Source organism: Lentzea flava (genome assembly GCF_014648475.1).
In the GTDB taxonomy this organism is placed as follows: domain Bacteria; phylum Actinomycetota; class Actinomycetes; order Mycobacteriales; family Pseudonocardiaceae; genus Lentzea; species Lentzea flava.
This window is the reverse complement of record NZ_BMRE01000046.1, coordinates 1-24,478: the sequence shown is the minus strand read 5'-3', so window position 1 is coordinate 24,478 and position 24,478 is coordinate 1. Positions and strand designations below refer to the sequence as shown.

General features: G+C 69.9%; 20 protein-coding genes and 2 pseudogenes. 16 read left to right on the top strand and 6 right to left on the bottom strand.

Translation table 11 applies throughout. From position 1 onward, the window contains the following. Nucleotides 1–3: 3 nt before the first annotated feature. From IEZ09_RS35505 to IEZ09_RS35495, 3 genes are all read left to right on the top strand, one after another. On the top strand, nt 4–1,014 hold the full coding sequence (locus IEZ09_RS35505) for an NAD(P)H-dependent glycerol-3-phosphate dehydrogenase (RefSeq protein WP_189258201.1): 1,011 nt from the start codon (nt 4–6) through the stop codon (nt 1,012–1,014). Next, complete coding sequence (locus IEZ09_RS35500) at nt 1,011–2,075, top strand: cystathionine gamma-lyase (protein ID WP_189258200.1); 1,065 nt, start codon at nt 1,011–1,013, stop codon at nt 2,073–2,075. The genes IEZ09_RS35505 and IEZ09_RS35500 overlap by 4 nt, the downstream gene beginning before the upstream one ends. Nucleotides 2,076–2,193: 118 nt before the next feature. Then, nucleotides 2,194–2,652, top strand: a complete 459-nt coding sequence (locus IEZ09_RS35495; RefSeq protein WP_189258199.1) for a cysteine dioxygenase — start codon at nt 2,194–2,196, stop codon at nt 2,650–2,652. Here the strand turns inward: IEZ09_RS35495 and IEZ09_RS35490 are convergent. Then, nucleotides 2,633–3,277, bottom strand: a complete 645-nt coding sequence (locus tag IEZ09_RS35490) for a pyridoxamine 5'-phosphate oxidase family protein (RefSeq protein ID WP_189258198.1) — start codon at nt 3,275–3,277, stop codon at nt 2,633–2,635. The two genes, IEZ09_RS35495 and IEZ09_RS35490, sit on opposite strands and share 20 nt — an antisense overlap. Nucleotides 3,278–3,344: 67 nt before the next feature. Between IEZ09_RS35490 and pdxR the strand changes: the two genes are divergently transcribed. Beyond that, complete coding sequence (gene pdxR / locus IEZ09_RS35485) at nt 3,345–4,715, top strand: MocR-like pyridoxine biosynthesis transcription factor PdxR (RefSeq protein WP_189258197.1); 1,371 nt, start codon at nt 3,345–3,347, stop codon at nt 4,713–4,715. Here the strand turns inward: pdxR and IEZ09_RS35480 are convergent. Continuing rightward, nucleotides 4,699–5,649, bottom strand: a complete 951-nt coding sequence (locus IEZ09_RS35480) for a GNAT family N-acetyltransferase (RefSeq protein ID WP_189258196.1) — start codon at nt 5,647–5,649, stop codon at nt 4,699–4,701. The genes pdxR and IEZ09_RS35480 overlap by 17 nt on opposite strands. A gap of 60 nt (nt 5,650–5,709) precedes the next feature. Between IEZ09_RS35480 and IEZ09_RS35475 the strand changes: the two genes are divergently transcribed. Next, nucleotides 5,710–6,762 carry a D-alanine--D-alanine ligase family protein gene (locus IEZ09_RS35475; RefSeq protein WP_189258195.1) on the top strand — a complete coding sequence of 351 codons (1,053 nt, stop codon included), beginning with the start codon at nt 5,710–5,712 and terminating at the stop codon, nt 6,760–6,762. Here the strand turns inward: IEZ09_RS35475 and IEZ09_RS35470 are convergent. Together IEZ09_RS35470 and IEZ09_RS35465 are read right to left on the bottom strand one after the other, a co-directional pair. Beyond that, the gene (locus tag IEZ09_RS35470; RefSeq protein ID WP_229813254.1) at nt 6,759–7,322 is read right to left on the bottom strand and encodes a DUF3515 domain-containing protein; all 564 of its coding nucleotides are present in this window, start codon (nt 7,320–7,322) and stop codon (nt 6,759–6,761) included. The two genes, IEZ09_RS35475 and IEZ09_RS35470, sit on opposite strands and share 4 nt — an antisense overlap. 19 nt (nt 7,323–7,341) lie before the next feature. Further along, on the bottom strand, nt 7,342–7,575 hold the full coding sequence (locus tag IEZ09_RS35465) for an Lrp/AsnC ligand binding domain-containing protein (protein WP_089925682.1): 234 nt from the start codon (nt 7,573–7,575) through the stop codon (nt 7,342–7,344). Between the two features lie 97 nt (nt 7,576–7,672). Between IEZ09_RS35465 and IEZ09_RS35460 the strand changes: the two genes are divergently transcribed. Genes IEZ09_RS35460 through IEZ09_RS35440 form a run of 5 tightly spaced genes read left to right on the top strand, consistent with a single transcriptional unit; the run spans nt 7,673 to nt 11,532 of the window. Beyond that, nucleotides 7,673–8,641 (top strand): thiamine-phosphate kinase, encoded by a 969-nt coding sequence (locus IEZ09_RS35460; RefSeq protein ID WP_229813253.1) that lies wholly within the window; start codon nt 7,673–7,675, stop codon nt 8,639–8,641. Nucleotides 8,642–8,696: 55 nt separating this feature from the next. Continuing rightward, nucleotides 8,697–9,107, top strand: coding sequence for a GNAT family N-acetyltransferase (locus IEZ09_RS35455; protein WP_229813252.1), 411 nt, complete (start codon nt 8,697–8,699; stop codon nt 9,105–9,107). Nucleotides 9,108–9,117: 10 nt separating this feature from the next. Further along, entirely contained in the window at nt 9,118–9,639 is a 522-nt protein-coding gene (locus IEZ09_RS35450; RefSeq protein WP_189258193.1) for a gamma carbonic anhydrase family protein, read from the top strand. A 16-nt stretch (nt 9,640–9,655) separates the two neighbouring features. After that, entirely contained in the window at nt 9,656–10,330 is a 675-nt protein-coding gene (locus IEZ09_RS35445) for a uracil-DNA glycosylase (protein WP_229813251.1), read from the top strand. A 26-nt stretch (nt 10,331–10,356) separates the two neighbouring features. Next, nucleotides 10,357–11,532: an MFS transporter gene (locus IEZ09_RS35440; protein WP_189258191.1), complete on the top strand. Its 1,176-nt coding sequence runs from the start codon at nt 10,357–10,359 to the stop codon at nt 11,530–11,532. Between the two features lie 15 nt (nt 11,533–11,547). On the opposite strand, the gene rpmB is transcribed toward IEZ09_RS35440, so the two are convergent. Next, entirely contained in the window at nt 11,548–11,739 is a 192-nt protein-coding gene (gene rpmB, locus IEZ09_RS35435) for a 50S ribosomal protein L28 (protein ID WP_030467945.1), read from the bottom strand. A 147-nt stretch (nt 11,740–11,886) separates the two neighbouring features. Between rpmB and IEZ09_RS35430 the strand changes: the two genes are divergently transcribed. From IEZ09_RS35430 to IEZ09_RS35420, 4 genes and pseudogenes are all read left to right on the top strand, one after another. Continuing rightward, nucleotides 11,887–13,497, top strand: coding sequence for a DAK2 domain-containing protein (locus IEZ09_RS35430; RefSeq protein WP_189258190.1), 1,611 nt, complete (start codon nt 11,887–11,889; stop codon nt 13,495–13,497). A gap of 14 nt (nt 13,498–13,511) precedes the next feature. Then, a pseudogene (locus IEZ09_RS46940) lies at nt 13,512–14,009 on the top strand (OB-fold nucleic acid binding domain-containing protein); the annotation flags it as partial. A 1,020-nt stretch (nt 14,010–15,029) separates the two neighbouring features. Then, nucleotides 15,030–16,694 (top strand): annotated as a pseudogene (locus IEZ09_RS46935) (helicase-related protein); the annotation flags it as partial. 240 nt (nt 16,695–16,934) lie between these two features. After that, nucleotides 16,935–18,065 carry a sialidase family protein gene (locus IEZ09_RS35420; protein ID WP_189258188.1) on the top strand — a complete coding sequence of 377 codons (1,131 nt, stop codon included), beginning with the start codon at nt 16,935–16,937 and terminating at the stop codon, nt 18,063–18,065. Here the strand turns inward: IEZ09_RS35420 and IEZ09_RS35415 are convergent. Then, the gene (locus IEZ09_RS35415) at nt 18,062–19,369 is read right to left on the bottom strand and encodes a coiled-coil domain-containing protein (RefSeq protein WP_229813250.1); all 1,308 of its coding nucleotides are present in this window, start codon (nt 19,367–19,369) and stop codon (nt 18,062–18,064) included. The two genes, IEZ09_RS35420 and IEZ09_RS35415, sit on opposite strands and share 4 nt — an antisense overlap. Before the next feature lie 317 nt (nt 19,370–19,686). Between IEZ09_RS35415 and IEZ09_RS35410 the strand changes: the two genes are divergently transcribed. Next, on the top strand, nt 19,687–23,064 hold the full coding sequence (locus tag IEZ09_RS35410) for a pyruvate carboxylase (RefSeq protein WP_189258186.1): 3,378 nt from the start codon (nt 19,687–19,689) through the stop codon (nt 23,062–23,064). Nucleotides 23,065–23,211: 147 nt separating this feature from the next. Next, nucleotides 23,212–24,285: an MBL fold metallo-hydrolase gene (locus tag IEZ09_RS35405; protein WP_189258185.1), complete on the top strand. Its 1,074-nt coding sequence runs from the start codon at nt 23,212–23,214 to the stop codon at nt 24,283–24,285. Nucleotides 24,286–24,478: the final 193 nt, after the last annotated feature.

Here is a 24,478-nt window from a genome sequence, read left to right as displayed (position 1 = left end):
CCCATGGCAATCGAACGCGTTGCGGTGCTCGGCGCCGGTTCGTGGGGCACGACGTTCGCGAAGGTCATCGCGGACTCCGGTCCCGAGGTCGTGCTGTGGGCGCGGCGGCAGGACGTCGCGTCGGAGATCACCGAGACCAGGGTGAACTCCGGCTACCTGCCGGGGATCTCGCTGCCCGCGAACCTGGCGGCCACCGCGGATGCGGCGAAGGCCCTCGACGGTGCCGACGCGGTGGTGCTGGCCGTGCCGTCGCAGACGTTGCGGGTCAACCTCTCGGCGTGGAAGGAGCTGCTGCCGCCGGACGCGACCCTGGTGTCGCTGTCCAAGGGCGTCGAGCTCGGCACCCTGAAGCGGATGAGCGAGGTGATCCGCGAGGTCGCCGGCGTCGACGAGTCCCAGGTGGCCGTGGTGTCCGGGCCCAACCTGGCCAAGGAGATCGCCGTCGGGCAGCCGACCGCGACCGTCATCGCGTGCACGGACCACGACCGCGCGGTCGACCTGCAGCACGCGTGCTCCAACTCGTACTTCCGCCCCTACACCAACACCGACGTCGTCGGCTGCGAGCTCGGCGGGGCGTGCAAGAACGTCATCGCGCTGGCGTGCGGCATGGCGGCGGGCATGGGCTACGGCGACAACACGATGGCGTCGATCATCACGCGCGGTCTGGCCGAGACGGCACGGCTGGGCGCGGCGCTCGGGGCCGACCCGCTGACGTTCGCGGGTCTGGCGGGTCTGGGCGACCTCGTCGCGACCTGTGCGTCGCCGTTGTCGCGCAACCGGTCCTTCGGTGAGCGGCTCGGCAGGGGCGAGACCCTCGCGCAGGCGCAGGAAGCCGCGCACGGTCAGGTCGCCGAGGGTGTGAAGTCGTGCTCGTCGATCCGCGAGCTCGCCGCGAAGCACGGGGTCGACATGCCGATCACCGAAGGCGTGCACCAGGTGTGCCACGACGGGTTGAGCGTGCGGGAACTCGGTGCCGCGCTGCTCGGCCGCGACCGGAAGCACGAGCGCCAGTGAGCGAGCTCGGTGACGGCACGCGGGTCGTGCACGCGATCTCCGGTGCGCCGGGCGAACCGTTCGGCGCACAGCCGGTGTTCGCGTCGGCGTACCACCTCGGCGGCGAGGACTACTACGGTCGCGCGAGCAACCCGACGTGGCGGTCGCTGGAAGCCGCGCTGGGATCGCTGGAGGGCGGCGAGTGCGTCGTGTTCCCGTCCGGGATGGCGGCGATCTCCACGTTGCTGCGGGCCGTTCTGTCCACTGGGGACACTCTGGTGCTCCCGTCGGACGGCTACTACCTGACCCGCAGGTTCGTGTCCGAAATGGACATCAACGTAGTCGAGGTGCCCACGGCGGGGCCGTACCCGTCGTTCGACGGGGTGAAGCTCGTCCTGCTGGAGACGCCGTCGAACCCCGGTCTGGACGTGTGCGACATCGCGGCACTGGCCGACGCGGCGCACGCGGCCGGTGCGTTGCTGGCGGTGGACAACACGACCGCCACCCCGCTGGGGCAACGGCCGCTGGAGCTCGGCGCGGACGTCGTGGTGGCGTCGGACACCAAGGCGGTCGCCGGCCACAGCGACGTCCTCTTCGGACACGTGACGACGTCGTCGGCCGAGCTGGCCGCGAAGGTGCGCGACGCGCGGACGGTGAACGGCGCGATCCCCGGCCCGTTCGAGTCGTGGCTCGTGCTGCGCGGCCTGGGAACGCTCGACCTGCGGCTCGCGCGGCAGGCGGAGAACGCGGCCGCGCTCCACGAGCTGCTCAAGGGGCGGGTCGAGAACCTCCGCTGGCCTGGTGCGCCCGAGGACCCCGCGTACCTCGTGGCGGCGCAGCAGATGCGGCGGTTCAACGGCGTGCTGACGTTCGAGCTGGAGTCGGCTGAGGCGGTGGAGAAGTTCCTGGCGAAGTCGCGGCTCGTGTCGGCGGCGACGTCGTTCGGCGGCCTGCACTCGACGGCGGACCGGCGCGCGCAGTGGGGCGACCCGGTGCCCGAGGGTCTCGTGCGGTTCTCGGCCGGGTGCGAGGACACGCGGGACCTGGTCGCGGACGTGTCCCAAGCTCTGGGCCTGGTTTGACAGAGGGCCGGAGTTCCGGGACCCTCTCCGGCATGTCCTTCAACGCACTGTGTTGTACCTGGCGATAGTCCCGCGTCCTCTTTTCGCGCATTCGCCATGGTTAGGACTGTTTTCCCTCATGTTCGCCGTACCCGAGAACTCCGTCGTTCTGCCTGAGAACTCCGCGCTGCTGCACCCCGTCCGGGTGGCGCTGGCGTGGGCGGCCGACCGCGACCGCTGGAAGCACCTGCTCCGCTACGACCCGGAGGAGCGCTTCTCGGCGTTGGTCGACAAGACCGACGACCAGGAGATCTGGCTGATGAGCTGGCTCCCCGGTCAGACGGCCTCGCTGCACGACCACTCCACGACCACCGGCGCGTTCACCGTGGTCAGCGGCCTGCTGACCGAGGTGGTGACGACCCGCATCCAGGTCGTGCACTCGCTGCACGCCGGCCAGTCGCGGGTGTGGGGGCCCGGCTACGTGCACCAGGTGCGCAACGACGGAGTGGACCCGGCCGTGTCGATCCACGTCTACCGGCACGGCACCCGCGCCATGACCCCCTACCGCTACGACCCGGTCAACGGCCCCGTGCGCTGACGTGCGGCGGTACCGGCTTGTCCGTCTCGTGCGGCACGGGCGCGCCCCACGACTGGATGAGCGGCATGTGCCCGGCCCACACGAGGTTCGCTTCGAGGTCGGCCGGCTCCTCGCCCGGCCCGCCCTCGCGCACCTTCACGCTGGCCTCGGTCAGGTCGATCTCCAGCGCGGCCGTCTGCGCCAGCTCCTTCTTGGACGGCTGCCGCGCGTAGTCCCAGCTGCCGGGCGTGACGTGCTCGACGATGACCTTCAACGCGTGCTCGGGGTCCTCGGCGATCTTCGCGGTGCCGTGGATGATCGCCGACCGGTAGTTCATCGAGTGGTGGAACACCGACCGCGAGTACACGACGCCGTCCACGAGCGTGACCGCGACGCAAACCTGCTTGCCTTCCAGCATGCTCCTGATGGACCGTGAACCCGTCGACCCGTGCAGGAAGATGCGGTTGCCGTCCCGCCCGTACGCGGTGGGGATGAGGAACGGTGCCCCGTCGACCTCCACGGCGAGGTGGCAGACCAGGCCCGCGTCGAGGATGTCGTAGAGCACCTGGCGGTCCTGGACGGCTCGCTTCTTGCCGCGGACGACGGTGCTGCGCGGGGTGGGGGAGAGCTGCAGTTCAGCGGTCATGCACCTACTGTGCGGGCAAAAGTGGCATCATTGAAGCGCCATTATCCGCCGATTCGAGAAGGCCACTTTGGCTGAGACCGCGCTTCCCGTCGCGCTGGACCGCGAGTCCGCGGAACCGCTCGCCGTCCAGCTCGCCGACGCCCTGCGCGCCGCCGCGTCGGAAGGACGGCTGCGTGCGGGCGACCGGCTGCCGTCCACGCGCGCGTTGGCCGAATCGCTCGGTGTCTCCCGCACGGTCACCGCCGCCGCCTACGAGCAGCTGCACGCGGAGGGCTGGATCGCGGGCCGGCACGGCTCCGGCACCTACGTCACGACGACCCCGCCGGGCCCGTTGCGCAAACGTTCGCGCAAGGCCGCCGTACCCGCCGTCGTCGACCTCGTCGACCTCAGCACCGGCGCGCCGTGGGCAGCGGGCCTCGACCGCGCGGCCTGGCGCAGGGCGTGGCGCGCCGCGGCCGACGCGCCGCCGCTGTCCCGTCCCGAACGCGCTGGCCTGCCCGAGTACCGCGAGGCCATCGCCGAACACCTGCTCCGCCACCGCGGCCTGGCCGTCAACGCCGACCCCGTGCTCGCGACGGGCGGCACCACGGCGGTGCTGACCGAGATCGCGGTGGCCGTGCTGAACCGCGGTGACGCCGTGGCCGTCGAGGAGCCGGGCTACCAACGCGCCGTGGGCGTCTTCCGCGCGGCGGGCTTGAAGGTCGTCCAAGCCGCGGTCGACGCCGAGGGTCTTCTTCCCGAGGCGGTTCCTGCCGGGGTGAAGGCCGTCTACTGCTCGCCCGCCCACCAGTACCCGCTCGGTGGCCGCATGTCGGCCGGCCGCAGGGTCGCGCTGGTCGAGCGGGCGCGCCGCGACGGGTGGCTCGTCATCGAGGACGACTACGACGGCGAGCTCCGCTACGACGTGGCACCGCTGCCGTCACTGGCCGCGCTCGCCCCGGACGTCGTCGTCCACCTCGGCACCACGAGCAAGATCCTCACCCCGACCCTGGGCGCTGGCTGGATGGTCGCCCCCGAGCACATCGCCACGACCATCCTCGAACACCGCGACCTGACCGGCACCAGCCCGGCCGCCGCGGGCCAACGGGTCGTCGTCGAGCTGGCCCGCACCGGCGACCTCGGCCGCCACCTGCGCAAGCTGCGGCGCGAGCTGTCCGAGCGCCGCGCGTTGATCGTCGACACGTTCGCGGCCGCCGGCATCACGATGATCGGCGACGACGCGGGCGCGCACGTCGTCGTGCTGCTGCCCAGCCTCGACCAGGAGCGGGAGGTCATGAAGCTCGCCCTCGAACGCGGCCTGCGGGTCGACGGACTGGCCAGGCACTACGTGAACCGGGCCAAGTTCCACGGGCTCGCGATCGGGTACAGCGCGTGCTCGCGCGAGCAGCTCGTCTCCGCGTTGCCGATCCTCACCGAGCTGATCAAACGGAACGGCTGACCACCACGACCTCGCGGGTGGTGACGAACCCCAGCGCCTCGTTCGTCCGGATCATGGGGGCGTTGGCGGACGCCGTTCCGGTCTCGATGCGCTCCAGCTCCGGCCGGTCCGCGAGCAGCCACGGAAGCAGCTGCGCCTTGACGAACCGAGCGAGCCCTCGCCCGCGATGACGAGGCGCGACCACCGTGTCCTGCCAGAACGTGTGCTCGACGTCCTCCGGGTACAGCCGCACGTTGGTGAACGCCGCGACGTGACCCGTGGCCTCCTCGACCGCCACGACGGCGCGGCGCTCGACGCCGGCCGCCCGGTCCTGCGCCTCCTCGGCCCGGACCAGTTCCGGCGTCCACTCCGGAGCGTGATCACCGTCCGGCGCGTCGTGGATCGCCCGCCGCGTGGCGGCCAACGACACCAGCAGGTGCTCGGGCGTCTCGCCGGTCCACCGCTCCACCCGGTAGCCGGCGGGTGCGGGCAGCTCCCAGGAAACGGGATCGACGTCGGCGACCGTCAGCTGCTGCACGACCCGGGACGCGGTCACCTGGAAGCCGTGCGTGAGCGCCCAGTGCTCGCCTGCGCTGCCCGGTGCGACCCGGTCCTCCAGCGCCTCCCGGCCGGCCGCGCGCAGTTCGGGCAGCAACGCCTCCAGCAGCGCGGTGCCGATGCCGCGCCTGCGGTGCCGCGGGTGGACCGTGATCGAGCCGGTCGCCAGCCTCTCCAGCAGTCCTGCGGAAACGACGCCCGCGACCTCGCCGTCGAGCAGCGCGACGAGGCGGACGATCCCGCTGAAGCCCGGGCTGGTCTCCCGTAGCGACTCGATGATCCGTTCAGGGCTCGGTGCCGGTTCGCGGGGACGATCCGCGGTCTGGGCGGCGATCCGCACCTCGGCGTAACCCCGGAGCTCGGTCTCGTCGGCGAGGTCGAGCGTCTTGATCTTCACGTCGTGGAGGATAGAACTGGTCGGTGGGCACAATCGCCCAAACGGGTAGGGTCGGGCCCCATGACGCAGCGCAAGACGAGGGTGGCCGTGGTGTTCGGCGGCCGCAGCTCCGAGCACGAGGTCTCCTGCCAGTCCGCCAAGAGCGTCCTGCCTCACCTCGACCCCGACCGCTTCGAGGTGGTGCCCGTCGGCATCACACCGCAGGGGCAGTGGGCACTGGGCATGGATCCGAACGCGCTCGAGGCGGGCGCCGGAAACCTCCCGACGCTGCGCAACCGCACCGATGTGGTCGCGATCGAGCCCGGTCAGGCCCTGAAGGACGTCGACGTCGTGTTCCCCCTGCTGCACGGCGCGTGGGGCGAGGACGGCACCATCCAGGGCCTCCTCGAGCTCGGCGGACTCCCGTACGTCGGGCCCGGCGTGTTCGCGAGCGCCGCAGCCATGGACAAGATCTTCGCCAAGAAGATCCTCCAGGCGGAGGGCCTGCCGGTCGGCAGGTTCGTCGCGCTGGACCGCGCCGCCACCACGCTGACCCTCGACGAGCGCGAGCACCTCGGCCTGCCGGTGTTCGTGAAGCCGTCGCGCGCGGGGTCGTCCGTCGGCATCTCCAAGATCAGCGACTGGGCCGACCTCGACGCCGCGATCTTCGAGGCCCGCCAGCACGACCCCAAGGTCATCATCGAGGCCGCGGTGCCGAACGTGCGCGAGATCGAGTGCGCCGTCCTGGAGTTCCCCGACGGCCACGTCGAGGCCTCGCTGCCCGCCGAGCTGCGGCCGGTCGCCGAGGGCGTGGAGTGGTACGACTTCAACGCCAAGTACGTCGACGACTCCTACGAGGCCGACATCCCGGCGAAGCTCGACGACGACATCACCGCGAAGCTGCGCGAGATGGCCGTCACCGCGTTCAGGGCGCTCGACTGCCAGGGACTGTCCAGGGTGGACTTCTTCCTCACCGAGGACGACGAGCTGATCATCAACGAGCTCAACACGATGCCCGGTTTCACGCCGATCTCCATGTACCCCAAGGCGTGGGAAGCGACCGGCATCGATTTCGGCACGTTGCTGACGACGCTGATCGAGACGGCGATCGCGCGCGGCGCGGGTCTGCGCTAGGGCGTGGTTTTGACCGGCTGTTTCGGCAGCAGGTCGCGCACGGTCGTGGAGATGTCCTGCAACGGTCCGGTGCCCGCGTCGTCGGGCACCGTCAGCGCCACGTACGCGGCGCGGTCCACGATCACCCACGTCGAGCTGCCGGAACCGGGCAGCTGCAGCCACTGCACGTCCGAGATCACCCGCAGCTGCGAGGTCGGCGTGAGCTCGGCCGGCCTCGGCAGCCCGCACCGCAACACCACCGGATCGTGTTTGGCGTCACCCCACGCGACCGCGGCGGGCGGCGCGGGCGAGGCGATCTCGCGGCGCGGCAGCATGTCCTTCCCGGACGGCAGCCCCACCGGCAGCTTCTCGATCAGCGACGTGCACGGCTGCGAGGCCGCGTCGGGCGCGTCGATCGAGACCAGCGCGAGGGGACCCGTGCGACCGGGCACGTCCTCCGTCTGGTTTCCCGTGCCCAGCACCAGACCGAGCGTGGCGACACCGATGGCGAGCAACACGGCGAGCCCGACCGCCGCGAGCAGCGGCCGGGACAGCGCCGACGTGGATTCCTGCTGAGTCACCCAGTTATGACAACACGGGCTAGAGATGCACCACCGGGCAGGTCAGCGTACGAGTGATGCCCTCGACGTTCTGGATGCGCGCGACCACGAGCTGGCCGAGCTGGTCGACGGTGTCGGCCTCGGCGCGCACGATGACGTCGTAGGGACCGGTGACGTCTTCAGCGGTGGCTACCCCGGCGATCCCGGAGATCTCTGAGGCGACTGCAGCGGCCTTGCCGACCTCGGTCTGGATGAGGATGTATGCATGCACCACGGCGTGCCCCTTCGTCGCGACAGGTTGGGTCGAGGTAGGAACGTGTCACGCAACGTACCCCAGTTGGGGTTCCGAATGCTCAGATTGGGAGGCAACTTTGCGTCCGGAGCCGCCGCGCGACGCGGAGACGGTCGCCGAAGTGGGTGAGTTCCATCTCATCCACCGGGTGACGACCGGTCGGGCGCAACCCGAGACGACCATCCTCGGTCCCGGTGACGACGCGGCCGTGGTCGCCGTTCCCGACGGCAGGGTGGTCGCGTCGATGGACGTGCTGGTCGAGGGTGTCCACTTCAGACTCGACTGGTCCACACCCGAGCAGGTGGGCCGGAAAGCGGCCGCGGTGAACCTCGCCGACGTCGTCGCGATGGGGGCGTTGCCGTCCGCTCTGCTCGTCGGGTTCGCCTGTCCCGCGGACACCCCGGCGTCGGTCGTCGAGGGCGTGATGTCGGGACTCTGGGAGGAGGCGGCGAAGGCCGGTGCGGGCGTCGTCGGCGGCGACATGGTCAGCTCCGCCACACTGGTGATCTCGATCACCGCGATGGGCGACATGAACGGTCTGGAGCCGGTCACGAGGTCCGGCGCGCTCGTCGGTGACGTCGTCGCGGTGACCGGACGGCTCGGCTGGGCCGCCGCCGGACTGGCCGTGCTGGGGCGCGGCTTCCGCTCACCGGTCGGGATAGTGAACGCCCAGCGCACGCCGGAGCCGCCGTACGAGGAGGGGCCAAGGGCCGCGGAGGCGGGCGCCACGGCGATGATCGACGTGTCGGACGGCCTGCTGCAGGACCTCGGCCACATCGCCGACTCGTCGGGCGTGGCGATCGACATCCGCACCGAGCTGCTGCCGCTGCACCCGCGGCTGCTGGACGTGGCCTCCGCGCTCGGCGGTGACGCACGGCACTGGGCGCTGACCGGAGGCGAAGATCACGCTCTCGCGGCCACGTTCCCCGGCCCGAAGGCGGTGCCGGAGGGCTGGACGACCATCGGCACGGTCCGCGCGGGTGAGGGCGTGACGGTCGACGGCCGCGTTTACGAAAAACCTCCTGGCTGGGAGCACTGGCGCGCGTAAACTTGTGGATGTGGAACTATGCACCCGCGCGTATGACCATCCAGACTCGGTGAAGATGATCGCCGACCTCCAGCAGGTCTACGTCGACCGGTACGGCGACGTGGACGTCACGCCGGTCGACCCCGCGCAGTTCGCCCCACCGCTGGGCTACTTCGTGATCGGCTACCTCGACGACGTTCCCGTCGCCTGCGGTGGCTGGCGGGTGAACGACGAGATCGAGGGCGCCGCCGAGATCAAGCGGATGTACGTGGTCGACTCCGCACGCGGCCGCGGCCTCTCCCGCCTCGTGCTCGCCCACCTGGAGACGACCGCGCGCGAGGCCGGTCTGGAGCGGATGATCCTGGAAACCGGTCTCCGCCAGCCGGAGGCGATCGGCCTGTACACCTCCAGCGGTTACGAGCGGATCGCCAACTTCGGCGTGTACCGGGACCACCCGGAGAGTCGCTGCTTCGGGAAGCCGTTGTAGGTTCGGCCGCATGGCCATCTATGCGTTGGGGGAGTACACGCCGCAGATCCACCCGGACGCGTACGTGCACCCGGATGCGACGGTGATCGGCGACGTCCGCATCGGCGCGCATTCGTCGGTGTGGCCCCAGGCGGTGCTGCGCGGCGACTACGGCCGCATCGTCGTGGACGAGCGCACGTCGATCCAGGACGGCACGGTGATCCACTGCACCGAGGTCCACCCGGTGCACATCGGGTCGTCCTGCGTCATCGGCCACAACGTGCACATCGAGGGCGCGACGGTCTCCGACGACTGCCTGATCGCCTCGGGATCCGTGGTGCTCAACGGTTCCATCGTCGAGAAGGGCGCGATCGTCGGCGCCGGCGCGGTGGTCTCGTTCGACGGTCATGTACGTGAACGCACGATGGTTCTCGGCGTTCCTGCCCGCGAGCGTGCTGGATATGTTGTGCCAGAACGGGCTTGGGCTTTCATCGTCGAGAAATATGTGCAGAACATCAGTCTGTACCGGGAGAAGCTGCGCCGTTTGGATTGAGATAGGGTTCACAGCCGTGGCTCGTCCTCTCAACGAAATCGTCGAAGCCGGCTGGGCTGAAGCTCTCGCCCCCGTTGCCGACCAGATCGCCGCCATGGGTGAGTTCCTGCGCGCGGAGGTCGCCGCCGGCCGCACCTACCTGCCCTCGGGCGACAACGTGCTGCGCGCGTTCAAGCAGCCGTTCCACCAGGTGAAGGTGCTGATCGTCGGGCAGGACCCGTACCCGACGCCCGGCCACGCGGTCGGCCTGTCGTTCTCCGTCGCCCCCGACGTGCGGCCGATCCCGAAGTCGCTGGTCAACATCTACAAGGAGTACGCGGACGACCTGGGCCACCCGCTGCCGTCCAACGGCGACCTGACCCCGTGGGCAGAGCGCGGCGTGCTGCTGCTCAACAGGGCGCTGACGGTGCAGCCCGGCAAGGCCAACTCCCACCAGGGCAAGGGCTGGGAGGCCGTGACGGAGCAGGCGATCAAGGCGCTCGCCGCTCGTGACGCCCCGCTCGTGTCGATCCTGTGGGGCCGCAACGCGCGCAACCTGCGCCCGCTGCTGGAACCGTTGCCCTGCATCGAATCCGCGCACCCGTCGCCGCTTTCCGCGCACGCCGGGTTCTTCGGTTCGAAGCCGTTCAGCCGCGCCAACGAACTGCTGGAGAAGCAGGGCGCGGAGCCGATCGACTGGAAGCTCCCGTAGCTCTGCACGCCCGGCGTGATCTGACGTTGACGGCCGCGGGGGCGGCCGTCTCCGAGTTCGGCAACTCGCTGTCGCTGCTCGTGCTGCTGTTCTGGGCGACGCCGATCAGCTCGTTGCTGGTGGCCGCGATCCTGGTCGCCGAACTGCTGCCGCTCGTGCTGGGAGCGCCGCTCGCTGGTGTGCTCGTCGACCGGCTGCCCAACCGCAGGCTGCTGATCGTCGCGCTGCTCTTCCAGGGCGTCGCGATCGCGTCCATCGCGCCTTTGATGGGTCAGCCGGCCTTCGTCGTCGCGCTGGTGTTCCTCTCCGGCTGCGGCCGTGCCGTCGCCCAGCCCTCGACGTCGGCTCTGGTGCCGCACATCGCGGGCGAGGAAGAAGCGACGCGTGGTTATGCGTGGCTCGGTACCGCGCGCAGCGTCGGCAACATCGCCGGGGTGACCGGTGGCGCGTTGCTGGCGGGGATCTTCGGGCACCCCGCCGCGTTGCTCATCGACGGCGTCACCTTCTTCCTCTACGCGGCGCTGCTCGCGTTCGTGCGCTCGGAACGCAGGCCTTCTGGCGAGCACTCGGCGCGTCCCAGCGCCCTCGCGGGTATCCGGCACGTCCGGCGCGATCCCGTGTTGTTCGCGGCGATCGTCGGGCTGGCGTTCTTCGTCGGCGCGGTCGTGGTGATCAACGTGGCCGATCCCGCGTTCGTGCGGTTCGTGCTGCACGGCGACGAGTTCCTGCTGGGCGCGATGCAGGCGTGCTGGATGGTCGGCATCCTCGCAGGCAACCGGCTGGCCGCGCGGCTGCAGACCGTTCCGCAGGTCGCCTACGCGCTCGCCATCTCGGGCATCACCACGGGGATCGCGGTGCTGATCCCGGCCACGTTCCCGTACGTCGTGGCCGCCGGGACCGGGTGGCTCATCGGCGGCATTTCCAACGGCGTCGACAACGTGACGATGAACGCGATCGTGCGGCTGCGCACGCCCGACGAGATGCGCGGGCGGGCGTTCGCGGCGGTCGGGTCGATGGTGACCGGTGCGAACCTGCTCGGGACGGCGGCAGCGGGCGTGTTGTTGCTGTTCATGGGGCCGCGGGCGGTGTTCGCGCTCGGCGGCGCCGGGGCGTTGCTCAGCGGCCTCGCCTGCCTGGTGTTCGTGCACAGGGCCCTGAAACGCGAGAAGAGCCCGGCCGAAGCCGGGCTCCTCTCGAACTAACGAGCTGTGGCGTTATCAGCCGCGCACGACCTTGCCGGCCTTCAGGCACGAGGTGCACACGTTGATGCGCTGGCGCTGCGAGGCCGAGACCTTCGCGCGCACAGACTGGATGTTCGGGTTCCAGCGGCGGTTCGTCTTCCGCTGGGAGTGCGAAACCGAATGGCCGAAGCCCGGCCCCTTGCCACAGACGTCGCACACGGCAGCCACGTCAGCCACTCCTTCAGGTTCCTCAAGCGGGTGTCTCGCGTCCCGGTGGGCGCGCAAGCGTGCACAAGCCTCAACCGGGCACGGCAACCCAATCAGGGTAGCCGGTGGCCTCACCCGCGACCAAACCGGGTGGATACTCTCGCCGCCATGCAGGTCATGGATGCGGTCGCGGTGCGCAGGTGGGCGGACGCGTGCGTGCGGTCGTTGGACGCCAACCGGGAGTCGATCGACCAGATCAACGTCTTTCCCGTGCCGGATGGTGACACGGGCACCAACCTGCTGCACACGATGCAGTCGGCGCTCGACGCGCTGCTGCGGTCGCCCATTTCCACGGTGGGTGACGCGCTGTCGGCGCTGGCCCGCGGCGCGCTGGCCGGGGCGCGCGGGAACTCCGGCGTGATCCTGTCGCAGGTGCTCAGGGGCCTCGCCGAGTCCGTGCAGGAGGTGTCCGTCGTCACGGGGTCCGCGCTGCGCAAGGCCCTGCATCGGGCCGATGAGCTGGCCACCGCCGCGGTGTCCAAGCCCGTTCCCGGCACGGTTCTGTCGGTCCTGCACGCCGCCGCGGAGGCCGCGCGCGACTGCCCGTCGGACGAGCTCGACGAGGTGGTGATGGCGGCGGCGCGGGCGGGTGCCGCCGCGTTGGCCGACACGCCGCGTCAGCTCGCCGTGCTGGCCAAGGCCGGGGTCGTCGACGCCGGTGGGCGCGGTCTCGTTGTGTTGTTGGACACACTGGCCGCGGTGATCACCGGCCAGACCGTGGAAACGCCGATGGACGCGCCGCTGCTGCCGCGCACGCCCGAGTCGCTGACGACCGAGCGCGAGAGCGGGTCCTCGGAGTTCGAGTACGAGGTCATGTACCTGCTCGACGGCACCTCGGAGGAGGCGGCCGGGGAGTTGCGCACGTCGTTGAACCTGCTCGGCGACTGCGTGTCGGTCGTCGGTGACGGCGCTTCTCTGTGGACGGTGCACGTGCACTGCAACGACATCGGCGCGGCCATCGAGGCGGGTGTGCGTGCCGGTCGTCCGCACCGCATCACGGTGGCGCGGTTCGCCGACCAGATCGCGGCCCAGGCTTCGCGGTTCGTGCGTGACAGGGCGATCGTGGTGGTGGTGAGCGGCGCCGTGGACCTGTTTCGGGCGGAAGGCGCCACGGTGTTCGACCTGGCTTCCACATCGGCGACGCCCACGGACCTGTTGTCGGCCATCGTGTCGACGCGCGCGCGTCACGTCGCGGTGCTGCCAGGCGATCCGGACATTCGCGAGGCTCTCGACGAGGCCGTGGCGTACGCGCAGGCCGCAGGGCAGGACGTGGTGGTGGTGCCGACGTTCTCACCCGTGCAGGCCCTCGCCGCGCTGGCCGTGCACGACGCGTCCCGTCGCGCTGGTGACGACGTTGTCGCCATGGCCGAGGCCGCCGCCGCCACGCGCCGTGGCGAGCTGTCCATCGCCGCCGACGAGGCCATCACGTGGGTGGGCCGCTGCCAGCCGGGCGACCTGCTGGGCATGCTGGACGGCGAGGTCGTGCTGATCGAACCGGGTCCCGCCACGCCGGAGTCGTTGATGGACCTGTCCTGCCGCCTGATCGACCGCATGCTGACCGGCGGTGGCGAGCTGGTGACGGTGATCCTCGGCGCCGACGCCCCGTCCGGCCTCGCCGACGTGGTGGAGGACCACCTGCGGGTGACCCATCCGGAGGTCGAGGTGACGGCTTATCCGGGCGGCCAGCCGGACACGGTCATTTTTGTCGGTGTCGAGTAGTTCAATGGGACGCGATGATCTCCTTCGACGACAAGCTGCAGCCGCTGCTCGGCAAGAAGACCGCCGACGCACTGGAGACCGGCCTCGGCCTCACGACGGTCGGTGACCTGCTGCGCCACTACCCGCGCCGCTACGACGAGCGCGGGAAGCTGACCGACATCAGGTCGCTGGAAATCGACGAGCACGTGACGGTGCAGGCCGAGGTCCGCAAGTGCACCATGCGCAAGATGGCCTCGCGCCGCGGCCAGCTGACCGAGGCCGTGATCACCGACGGCACCTCGGAGCTGCACCTGGTCTTCTTCGGCAAGGTCGCCTTCGTCGCGGAGAAGGAACTGCTGCCGGGCACGCGCGGCCTGTTCGCGGGCAAGGTCGGCCGCTACAAGAAGAACCTGCAGCTGGTGCACCCGGCGTTCGAGATCCTCACCCCGGAGTCGGACGGATCCGACTTCCTGCAGGCGTTCCTGCCCGTCTACCCGGCCTCGCAGCACATCAACACGTGGAACATCGCGAACTGCGTGAAGCAGCTGCTGGAGATCTGGGACGGCGTGCCGGAGGACCCGCTGCCGGCTTCGTTTCGCTCCGAGCACGGCCTGATCGGGCTGGAGGAGGCGCTGCGGGCGATCCACCGCCCCGAGAGCTGGGCGCAGATCGCCGTGGCGCAGCAACGCCTGAAGTGGGACGAGGCGCTGGCCGTGCAGCTGGCCCTGGCCCAGCGCCGCAAGGCCTCCACGGCCCGCCCGGCCCCGTCGTGCGCGCGCAAGTCCGGCGGCATCCTCGACGCGTTCGACGCGCGCCTGCCGTTCAAGCTGACGGCGGGCCAGGTGGAGGTGGGCGAGCAGATCGCGTCCGACCTCGAAGGCACGGTGCCGATGAACCGCCTCCTGCAAGGGGAGGTGGGGTCGGGCAAGGCTCAACCACTGGACTCCCTGGTGCTTACGCCCAGCGGTTTCGTGCGGATGGGCGATGTTCGGGTCGGGGACGAGGTGATCGCGGCGAACGGCGAGATCACCGTTGTCACCGGCGTCTTTCCCCAGGGCGAGAGGGACGTCTACCGCGTTGTGCTTTCAGACGGGCGCAGCGTGGAGTCCGACCTGGATCACCTGTGGGCCGTGAACACCACGGTGCGCCGGAGTCGTGGAAATCCACTCAAAGTGTTGACGTTGCGTGAGATCCGCGACGACCTAACAACGTCGAACGGCGCGTCGAAGTGGCATCTGCCCATGGCGGCCGCGCCCGAGTTGGACTGCCTCACAGAACGGCCACTGGACCCGTACGTGCTGGGATTGCTGATCGGCGACGGTTCGCTGCTCAACGGCAGGGTCATGTTCACCACTGCTGATCCAGAACTGCTCGTCGAACTGATGGCCGCCCTCCCCAAGGGGGCACACCTCGCCAAGCCTGCTTGGGCGAACAAGTACGACTGGTTTGTGAACGGATGCCGCAAGGGCACGAACCCTGTTCTCAACGCACTGCGTGAGCTCGGGGTTTACGGGCATCGTGCCAGGGACAACTTCCTCCCGGAGAACTACCTCGTAGCTCCGGTCAAGGTTCGCCATGCACTGTTGCAAGGTCTGCTGGACACAGACGGCACGCTCGACCGCAAGCGGGGCTCCAACGTCACCTTCCTGTCAGCGTCGCAGCGGCTCGCCGAGCAGGTGTCCTGGTTGGCCGAGTCGCTCGGAGGCACTGGACGGGTCCGCCCGGTCAGCAAAATGGGCAACACCTACTACCTGGTCAGTGTTCGCCTTCCGAACGAGTTCCCACCGTTCCGCCTCGCCCGGAAAGCGGAGCTGGTCAAGGTACGCACCACGTACGAGAAGCCCGTGCGAGCGATCCGCGCTGTCGAGTTCGTTGGACGAAAACCGGTCCAATGCATCTCCATCGCTCACCCGGACCAGCTGTACGTCACCGACCACTTCGTCGTCACCCACAACACCATGGTCGCGTTGCGAGCGATGCTTCAGGCGGTCGACGCGGGCCGTCAGGCGGCGATGCTCGCACCCACGGAAGTCCTTGCCGCACAACACGCCCGCTCACTCCAGGAGATGCTCGGCGACCTCGCCCAGGCCGGCCAGCTGGGCGGCGCCGAGGTCGCCACCCGCGTCACGCTGCTGACGGGTTCGATGAACACGGCCCAGCGCCGCCAGGCCCTGCTCGACATCGTGACCGGCGAGGCGGGCATCGTCGTCGGCACGCACGCGATCATCCAGGACAAGGTCGAGTTCCACTCGCTGGGCCTGGTCGTCGTCGACGAACAACACCGCTTCGGCGTGGAACAACGCGACGCCCTGCGCGCCCGCGGCGCGGCGGAGAACCCCCACGTCCTGGTGATGACGGCGACCCCGATCCCGCGCACGGTGGCGATGACCGTCTACGGCGACCTGGAAGTCTCCGCGTTGCGCGAACTGCCCGGCGGCCGCTCACCCATCAAGACCTCGGTGGTCCCGGTCCGCGAAAAACCGGCCTGGCTGGACCGGGCGTTCGCCCGCGTGCGCGAGGAGGTCGCCGCGGGCCACCAGGCCTACTTCGTCTGCCCGCGCATCGGCGACGAGGAGCCCGCCAAGTCCGACGACGAGGACAAGCGCCCCGCGCTCTCCGTGATCGACGTGGCGAACATGCTCGTCCAGGGCCCACTGCGCGGCCTGCGCGTCGAAATCCTGCACGGCCGCATGCCCCCGGACGAGAAGGACGCGGTGATGCGAGCCTTCGCGGCCAACCAGATCCAGGTGCTGGTCGCCACCACGGTCATCGAGGTGGGCGTCAACGTCCCGAACGCCACCGTCATGGCCATCATGGACGCCGACCGCTTCGGCGTCTCGCAACTCCACCAGCTGCGCGGCCGCGTGGGCCGAGGCAGCGCTCCCGGCCTGTGCCTCCTGGTGACGGAGATGCCGGAGATGACGGCCACGATGGAACGCCTCCGCGCCGTCGAGTCCACTCTGGACGGTTTCGAACTGGCCCAGCTCGACCTGGAACTCCGCCGCGAGGGCGACATCCTCGGCGCTGCCCAGTCGGGCCGCCGCTCGGCCCTGAAGATGCTCTCGCTGCTGCGCGACGAGGACATCATCACCGAGGCCCGCGTGGCGGCGCAGGCGGTGGTGGACGCGGATCCGGACCTGGAGAAGCACCCTGGGCTGGCGGGCATGGTGGCCACGCTGCTGACGGAGGAGAGAGCGGACTTCCTGGAGAAGGCGTAGCGGCGCACCGGTTGTTGAGGCGTTGCGGCGCCCCGGTTCCGCGACGCTCCGGTGCTGGGTGGCCGGGCGTGGTTGCGGCGCCGCAGTGCCGTGGTGGCCGCGCGTCGCGGTGCTGTCGTGGCCGCGTCCCACCACCCGTCCGCCACCCCTCCCCATCCACCTCCCGCCCGCCGCGCTCCACCCGAAAGTGTTCGCGCGCCACCCACCAGTGACCCCCAACCGGCGCCGTACCTTCCACCCGTGCGCCGCATGATCATCACCGCGCTCGTCGCCGTCCTCACCCTCCTGCCCACCCCCGCGCTCGCGAAGCCCGGCCTGCTGACCGGCGACGAGTCCCGCTACCCGCACGCCATCCGCCTGGAACACGGCTCCCACAAGGGCGAGATCCTGGTGGCGCTGCACCGGTACGCGTCGGTGGACGTGCTGCGCGCCGGCCGCTCCGGCAAGAAGTTCCAGAAGCTCAGCACGTTCAGCGACCCGACGAGCCGCTGGGTGCTGTGCTGCGGCCACCTCTACGAGCTACCGCGCCAGGTGGGCGACATGCCCGCGGGCACCGTGCTGTGGGCCGGGTCGGCCGGCCTGCGGGAGGAGACGATGAAGGCCCGCATCTGGCGCAGCGACGACGGCGGCGAGACGTGGCGGTACCTGTCGGAGTGCGCGCGGGCCACGAACCCGTACGGGCTCTGGGAACCCGACCTCTCGGTGGACGCCCACGGCAGGCTGCACTGCTACTTCTCCGACGAGTCCGAGGACGCCGTGCACAGCCAGTACATCGGCCGCACCGTGTCGAGTGACGGGATCACCTGGTCGGCCAAGGAGAAGGTCGTCGCGGTGCGGCCGCGCGGGTACCGGCCCGGCATGCCGCAGGTGAAGAGGTTGCCGACGGGTGAGTTCTACCTGATGTACGAGATCTGCGGGCAGCCCGACCAGTACTTCTGCGAGGCGTTCCACCGCACGTCGCCGGACGGCGTCAGCTGGGGTGACCCTGCCTGGTTCGGCAACCGGCCGGTCACGAAGAGCGGGCGGTACTTCGCGCACACGCCGTCGATCGCCCTCGCGCCCAACGGCACGGAGCGCGGGCGGGTGATCCTCATGGGACAGATGCTGATGGGCGCGGACGGCAAGGTCGATCCCGGCAACGGCAGGACCGTCTTCATTTCGGAGAACGGCGGCAGGGACGGCTGGTACGAGGCTCCCGCGCCGGTGGCGGTGCCGGGCGCGCGGGACGACCTCTGCCCCAACTTCCACCCCGCCGGGGTCGCGTCGCTCGACGGGAGGTCGCTTATCGGGTTCGCGAGCGACTACGCGTCGAACGGCAAGTGCTACACCAGCTGGGCCACCGGCGACCTGCCGCCGTTCCCGAACGACTAGCGCGGCTTGGGCAGCTGCTGGGTCTTCTCCCCGTCCTCGGAGCCGACCGAGCCGACCGAGCCGTCCGAGCCGACCGAGCCGTCCGTGCCGGTGAAGTCGTCCGTGCCGTTGGACCCGTCCTCCAGCGGCTTCAGCACCGACATCGCCGCCTCCACCGCGGCCTGCGCGGCGTGGAACTGCGTGGCGAGGTTGTCGTGCGCCGCACGCAGCGACGCCTCCTTCTCGGCTGCCGCGGCGGCGCGCTGGTCGGCCTCGGCCACGGCGGCCGCGGACCTCTCCTCGGCCTCGCGGACCAGGGCCGAGGTCTTGGCCTCGGCGTCGCGGACCAGCGTGGTGGCCTTCTCGTCCGCCTCGCGCACGACCTTCTCGGCCTTCTCCGTGGCCTCGGCGACGGTCGTCCGCGCCTTCTCGTCGGCCTCGCGCAGCACGGTCGCTGCCTTCTCCTCCGCCTCGCTGACCAGGGCGGTTGCCTTCGCGGTGGCTTCGGAGGTGGTCTTCTCGGCGCGGGCGAGCGACTCGGCCTCGAGCTCGGCGAGCGCCTTCTCGGCCTCTGCCTGCTTGGCCTTGAGCGCCTCGTCGAGCTTCTGCAGCGCGTCGACGCGCGTGGCCTCGGACTCGGCGGCGATCCGCTCGGCCTCGGCGCGCGCGTCGGCCAGCACCTTCGTGTGCTCGGCGGTCAGCGTCGCCTTGAGGCCGTCGTACTCCTTGTCGAGATCGTCGTGGTACGCCTTGTACTTCCGGTCGAGCTCCACGCGGTGCGCGTCCAGGTCGGCCGACTTCTGCTCGAACTCGGCTGCCACGCGCTCGCCCTCGGCGCGCACCTCGGCGACCAGGGCCTCGTGCTCGGCGGTCAGCTTCGCGCGCAACGCCTCGTGCTCGGCCTCGAGCTCGGCCCTGCGTTCGGCGAACTGCTTCTCCAGCTCGGTCGTGCGCTGCTGGTGGGCGACCTCCAGCTGCTTGCGGCGGGCCTCGGTCTCGGCGAGCAGGCGGTTGTGCTGCTCGCGCTGCTCGGCGGCCTGCTTCTCGGCCTCGGCGCGCGTGGCGGCGGCCTTGTCGAGGGCGTCCTTGCGGATGTCCGCGATCTCTTCCTCGGCGAGCGACATCATCACGCGGACACGCTCGGTGACGTTCGACGCGCTCACAGGGCTGTTGGCCAGGTTCTGGAGCTGCATCTTGGTCTTGTCGAGATCGGCGCGCATCGAGTTCAGCAGCTTGGTGAGCTCGCCGACCTGCGCGGCTGCGGCGTCGCGGGCGCGGTTCGAGTTCTTCAGGTCGAACTCCAGGCGCGTGACCCGTTCGTTCACCTGTCGCTGGTTGTAACCACGAAGGACAACGTCGAAATGCGGTGTGCGGGCAGTAGGCTGCCCGGCTCCATCAGCCCCGGCCATATGGCTCACCCTACCGAGATAGTTCCCAAGATCGTCACTCGATCTGGTTAAACCCACTACCGGCCGGAGTCTGACCGGGTGGTGGGTATCAACCTAGCTCTCAAACCGCGAGAATCCTCACCAGCAAGACCGATCACGATGACACCCATCACGTGAGACAGTCCTCCCAACAGGCAAGAGTCGCACGGTAACGTGCCCGAACTGACCGTCGAGTAACTCCGGGAGGGCTACGGATGTTCCGCAAGGTTCTTGTCGCCAACCGCGGCGAGATCGCGATTCGCGCGTTCCGGGCCGCCTACGAACTGGGCGCGGGAACGGTCGCCGTTTTCCCTCACGAAGACCGCAACTCCCTGCACCGGTTGAAGGCGGACGAGTCGTACGAGATCGGAGAGCCAGGACATCCCGTCCGCGCGTACCTCTCCGTCGACGAGATCATCAAGGCGGCCCGCAAGGCGGGTGCCGACGCGATCTACCCCGGCTACGGCTTCCTCTCCGAGAACCCCGAGCTGGCGATGGCCTGCCGAGAGGCGGGTCTGACGTTCATCGGCCCCGTGGCCGAGGTGCTGGAGCTGACGGGCAACAAGGCGCGCGCCATCGCCGCCGCCCGCGAGGCCGGCCTGCCGGTGCTGGAGTCGAGCCCGCCGTCGTCGAACATCGACGAGCTGCTCGAGGCGGCGCAGTCGATGCGCTTCCCGGTCTTCGTGAAGGCGGTCGCCGGTGGTGGCGGCCGGGGCATGCGCAAGGTCGACGACCCGGCCGCGTTGCGCGAAGCCCTCGAAGCGGCGTCCCGCGAGGCGGAGTCGGCGTTCGGCGACCCGACGGTGTTCCTCGAGCAGGCCGTCGTCGAGCCGCGCCACATCGAGGTGCAGATCCTCGCCGACGGCCAGGGCAACGTGATCCACCTCTTCGAGCGCGACTGCTCGGTGCAGCGGCGCCACCAGAAGGTCATCGAGATCGCGCCGGCGCCGAACCTCGACCCCGAGCTGCGCGAGCGCATCTGCAACGACGCGGTGAAGTTCGCCCGCCACATCGGCTACCGCAACGCGGGCACCGTCGAGTTCCTGCTCGACCCGCAGGGCAACTACGTCTTCATCGAGATGAACCCGCGCATCCAGGTCGAGCACACGGTCACCGAGGAGGTGACCGACGTCGACCTCGTGCAGTCGCAGATGCGCATCGCGGCCGGCGAGACGCTCGAGGACCTGGGCCTGTCCCAGGACACCGTCCAGCTGCGCGGCGCCGCGCTGCAGTGCCGCATCACCACGGAAGACCCGGCCAACGGCTTCCGCCCGGACACCGGCACGATCAGCGCCTACCGCTCGCCCGGTGGCTCCGGCATCCGCCTCGACGGCGGCACGGCCGGTGCCGGCATGGCCATCAGCCCCCACTTCGACTCGATGCTCGTGAAGCTCACGTGCCGCGGCCGCAACTTCGGCCTCGCCGTCGCCCGTGCGCGCCGCGCGATCGCCGAGTTCCGCATCCGCGGTGTGTCCACGAACATCCCGTTCATCCAGGCCGTGCTGGACGAGCCGGACTTCTTCGAGGGCCGCGTCACCACGTCGTTCATCGAGAAGCGCCCGCACCTGCTGACGGCGCGCCACTCGGCCGACCGCGGCACGCGCCTGCTGACCTACCTCGCGGACGTCACGGTCAACCACCCGAACGGCCCGCGCCCGACCGCCGTCGACCCGCGCGAGAAGCTGCCGGTCGTCGACCTGAACACCGAGCCGCCCGCCGGGTCGAAGCAGAAGCTCGTCGAGCTCGGGCCAGAGGGCTTCGCGCGGTGGATGCGGGAGAGCAAGGCCGTCGGCGTCACGGACACGACGTTCCGCGACGCGCACCAGTCGCTGCTGGCCACGCGAGTGCGCACCAAGGACATGCTCGCCGTCGCGCCGCACGTCGCGCGCATGACGCCCGAGCTGCTGTCCCTGGAGTGCTGGGGCGGCGCGACCTACGACGTGGCGCTGCGGTTCCTCGCGGAGGACCCGTGGGAGCGGCTCGCCGCGCTGCGCGAGGCCGTGCCGAACATCAACCTGCAGATGCTGCTGCGCGGACGGAACACGGTCGGCTACACGCCGTACCCGGAGGCGGTCACCAAGGCGTTCGTGCAGGAGGCGACGGACACCGGCATCGACATCTTCCGGATCTTCGACGCGCTGAACGACGTCGAGCAGATGCGCCCGGCGATCGAGGCCGTGCGCGAAACCGGAACGGCCGTCGCCGAAGTCGCCTTGTGCTACACGAGCGATCTGTCCAACCCGGACGAACGTCTGTACACACTGGACTACTACCTCAAGCTGGCAGAGCAGATCGTCGGCGCGGGTGCTCACGTGCTGGCGGTCAAGGACATGGCGGGCCTCCTGAGGGCTCCTGCCGCGGCTCGCCTGATCTCGGCCCTGCGCAAGGAGTTCGACCTCCCGGTCCACCTCCACACGCACGACACGGCGGGCGGCCAGCTGGCCACGTACCTCGCCGCGATCCAGGCGGGTGTGGACGCGATCGACGGCGCGACGGCGTCGATGGCGGGCACGACGTCGCAGCCGCCGCTGTCGTCGATCGTGGCGCTGACCGACCACACCGAGCACGCCACGGGCCTGAACCTGCAGAACGTGTGCGACCTCGAGCCGTACTGGGAGGCCGTGCGCAAGATCTACGCGCCGTTCGAGTCCGGCATCCCCGGCCCGACCGGCCGCGTGTACCACCACGAGATCCCCGGCGGACAGCTCTCGAACCTGCGCACCCAGGCGGTGGCGCTCGGTCTCGGCGAGAAGTTCGAAGAGATCGAGTCCATGTACGCGGCCGCCGACCGCATGCTCGGCCACCTGGTGAAGGTGACGCCGTCGTCCAAGGTCGTCGGCGACCTCGCGCTGCACCTCGTCGGCGCGGGCGTCTCACCGAAGGACTTCGAGGCCGACCCCGGCAAGTACGACATCCCGGCGTCGGTGATCGGCTTCCTGCACGGCGAGCTGGGCGACCCGCCCGGCGGGTGGCCGGAGCCGTTCCGCTCGAAGGCGCTGGAAGGCCGCCCGGCCCCGAAGCCGATCGAGGAGCTCTCGCCGGAGGACGAGGCGGGCCTCGTCGACGACCGCCGCGCGACGCTGAACCGCCTGCTCTTCCCGGCGCCCACCAAGGAGTTCCTCGCTCACCGCGAGGCCTACGGCGACACGTCGGTGTTGCGCTCCAAGGACTTCTTCTACGGCCTGCGTCCCGGTGAGGAGTACTCCGTCGACCTGGAGCCGGGTGTCCGGCTCCTGATCGGCCTGGAGGCCATCTCCGAGGCCGACGCGCGCGGCATCCGCACGGTCATGGCGACCCTGAACGGCCAGCTGCGCCCGATCCAGGTCCGCGACCGCTCCGTGGCGGCCGACATCCCGGCCGCGGAGAAGGCGGATCGGAGCAACCCGAACCACGTCGCGGCCCCGTTCGCGGGCGTGGTGACGGCGGCGGTGGCCGAGGGCGATTCCGTCGAGGCCGGTCAGACCGTCGCGACGATCGAGGCCATGAAGATGGAGGCCGCGATCACCGCCCCCAAGGCCGGTCGCGTGCAGCGCCTGGCGTTGCGCGGCGCCCAGCAGGTGGAGGGCGGCGACCTGTTGATCGTCCTGGAGTAGCTCAGGCTTGCGATGGTTTGCGATGAAGGGCTCCTTCATCCACGTGAGGTGGATGAAGGAGCCCTTCATCGTTCTGCGAGCGGGGTGGAACTCGACGACCATTTCGTGCGTTGCACCGGGCACGGGGTCAGGGAAGAGGGTTCGATCATGAAGAAGGCGTTGGCCGGCCTGCTCGGACTGGCGGGCGTGGCGTGGGCGTTGCGGGACGTGCCGAGGCAGCTGGGCGGCAAGCCGGATCCGGCTCGGATGGCGCGTTCACCGCGTTACCGCGACGGCAAGTTCCACAACGACAAGGTGGTCAGCACGGTCCCCGACCGCGACTCCTTCTCCTTGCGCGACTTCATCTTCGGCGGCGCGGACCGGAAGCCGTCGGCCGCGGTGCCGCTGGTCGGACCTGCCGCGCCGGTGACGTCGGGGCTGCACGTCACCTGGTACGGGCACGCGTCGGCGTTGATCGAGATCGACGGTGCCGCGGTGCTGGTGGATCCCGTGTGGAGCGACCGGGTCTCGCCTTCCGCGCACGTCGGGCCTCGGCGACTGCATCCGGTTCCGCATGATTTGTCGGATTTGCCCTCGCTGAGCGCCGTGGTGGTCTCGCATGATCACTACGACCACCTCGACATGGAGACCGTGCAGGCGTTGACGCGGTCGACCTCTGCGATCTTCGTGGTGCCGTTGGGGCTCGGGGCTCACCTTGCTCGGTGGGATGTTCCTGCTGATCGTGTGGTCGAGCTCGACTGGGACGAGTCGTACTCCGTGGACGGGTTCACGCTCACCTGCACTGCGGCGCAACACTTCTCCGGGCGGTCGGTGCAGAGGAACGTGACGTTGTGGGCCTCCTGGGTGATCAAGCGTGCGGGGCGTTCGGTGTTCTACAGCGGGGATACCGGGTACTTCCCCGGCTACACGGCCATCGGGGCTGCGCATGGGCCCTTTGACGTTGTGCTGATGCAGGTTGGTGCGTATGGGGATGCTTGGCCTGACATCCACATGACGCCTGAGGAAGGGGTTCAGGCGTTTGAGGATCTCGGGGGCGGGTTGTTGATTCCCGTGCACTGGGCGACGTTCAACCTGGCGTTGCATCCTTGGACTGAGCCTGTGGATCGGGTTTGGCGGGAGGCCAAGGGGCGGGGGTTGAAGTTGGCGGTGCCTCGGCCTGGGGAGCGGGTGGATGTTGACGCTCCTGGGGAGGTTGACGGGTGGTGGCAGGCGCTCGCCTGACGGACTTCTTGTTGGGGGCGCGCCGGTTGGGGTGGGTCGTCCCCCTGGTGCGTTGGCGGGTTCCTGTTTCGAGTCCGTAGGTGGTTGCGTGCCGTAGTCATGTTCCGGTTGCTTTCTGGGGCTCCGCCCCAGACCCAATGCCGCGTAGCTTAAGTTGATCTTGTTGTGTCCGGTTGGAGGAAGTAGAACCGGA